The organism is Paenibacillus sp. P4_A7 (assembly GCF_056402455.1).
Genome location: NZ_JBFUHJ010000853.1, coordinates 1 through 879, shown reverse-complemented (window position 1 = coordinate 879; position 879 = coordinate 1). Strand labels below are relative to the sequence as shown.

Genomic DNA, 879 nt, shown 5'->3' with positions numbered 1-879 from the left:
GCTCTAGAAAAGCTTGTAGCTGATGGTCGTATCCATCCTGCTCGCATTGAAGAAATGGTTGAAAAATCACGCAAAGAAGTGGATGAGCGCATTCGTGAATACGGTGAGCAAGCTACTTTCGAAGTGGGCGTACATGGCTTACATCCTGACTTAATTAAGATTATTGGTCGATTGAAGTTTAGGACAAGTTATGGCCAAAACGTACTGAAGCACTCCATGGAGGTTGCTTACCTAACTGGCTTGATGGCGGCAGAACTTGGCGAGGATATTACACTTGCGAAGCGCGCAGGATTGCTGCATGATATCGGTAAAGCTCTTGACCACGAAGTGGAAGGCTCACACGTTGAAATCGGCGTAGAGCTAGCGAAGAAGTACAAGGAGCATCCTGTTGTTATTAACAGTATTGCCTCTCATCACGGTGATACGGAAGCAACTTCCGTTATCGCGATTCTAGTAGGAGCGGCTGATGCTTTATCAGCTGCACGTCCAGGAGCTCGCCGTGAAACGCTCGAAACGTACATCAAACGACTGGAAAAGCTTGAAGACATTTCCTTATCGTTTGAAGGCGTTGAAAAATCGTTCGCGATCCAAGCCGGCCGCGAAGTGCGCGTCATGGTGCAGCCGGATAAAATCGATGATACGGAAGCATTCCGACTCGCTCGGGACATCACGAAAAAAATCGAGAGTGAACTTGATTATCCGGGACATATTAAAGTTACGGTCATTCGTGAGACAAGAGCAGTTGAATACGCGAAATAAGCAACAACAAAATAGTTATGACAGAAAAGTGGCTGATTGTTTAGCCACTTTTCTGTCTGATTAATGAGTGATTAATGAGTGATCAATAATTTGATTAATAAGTGTAAACGATAAAGGAAG

General features: G+C 44.8%; 1 protein-coding gene. It reads left to right on the top strand.

Annotation, left to right across the window (positions count from 1 at the left end):
* On the top strand, nt 1-759 hold a 759-nt coding region (gene rny / locus AC1DWN_RS34485; RefSeq protein ID WP_477563302.1), incomplete at its 5' end, for a ribonuclease Y.
* Nucleotides 760-879: the final 120 nt, after the last annotated feature.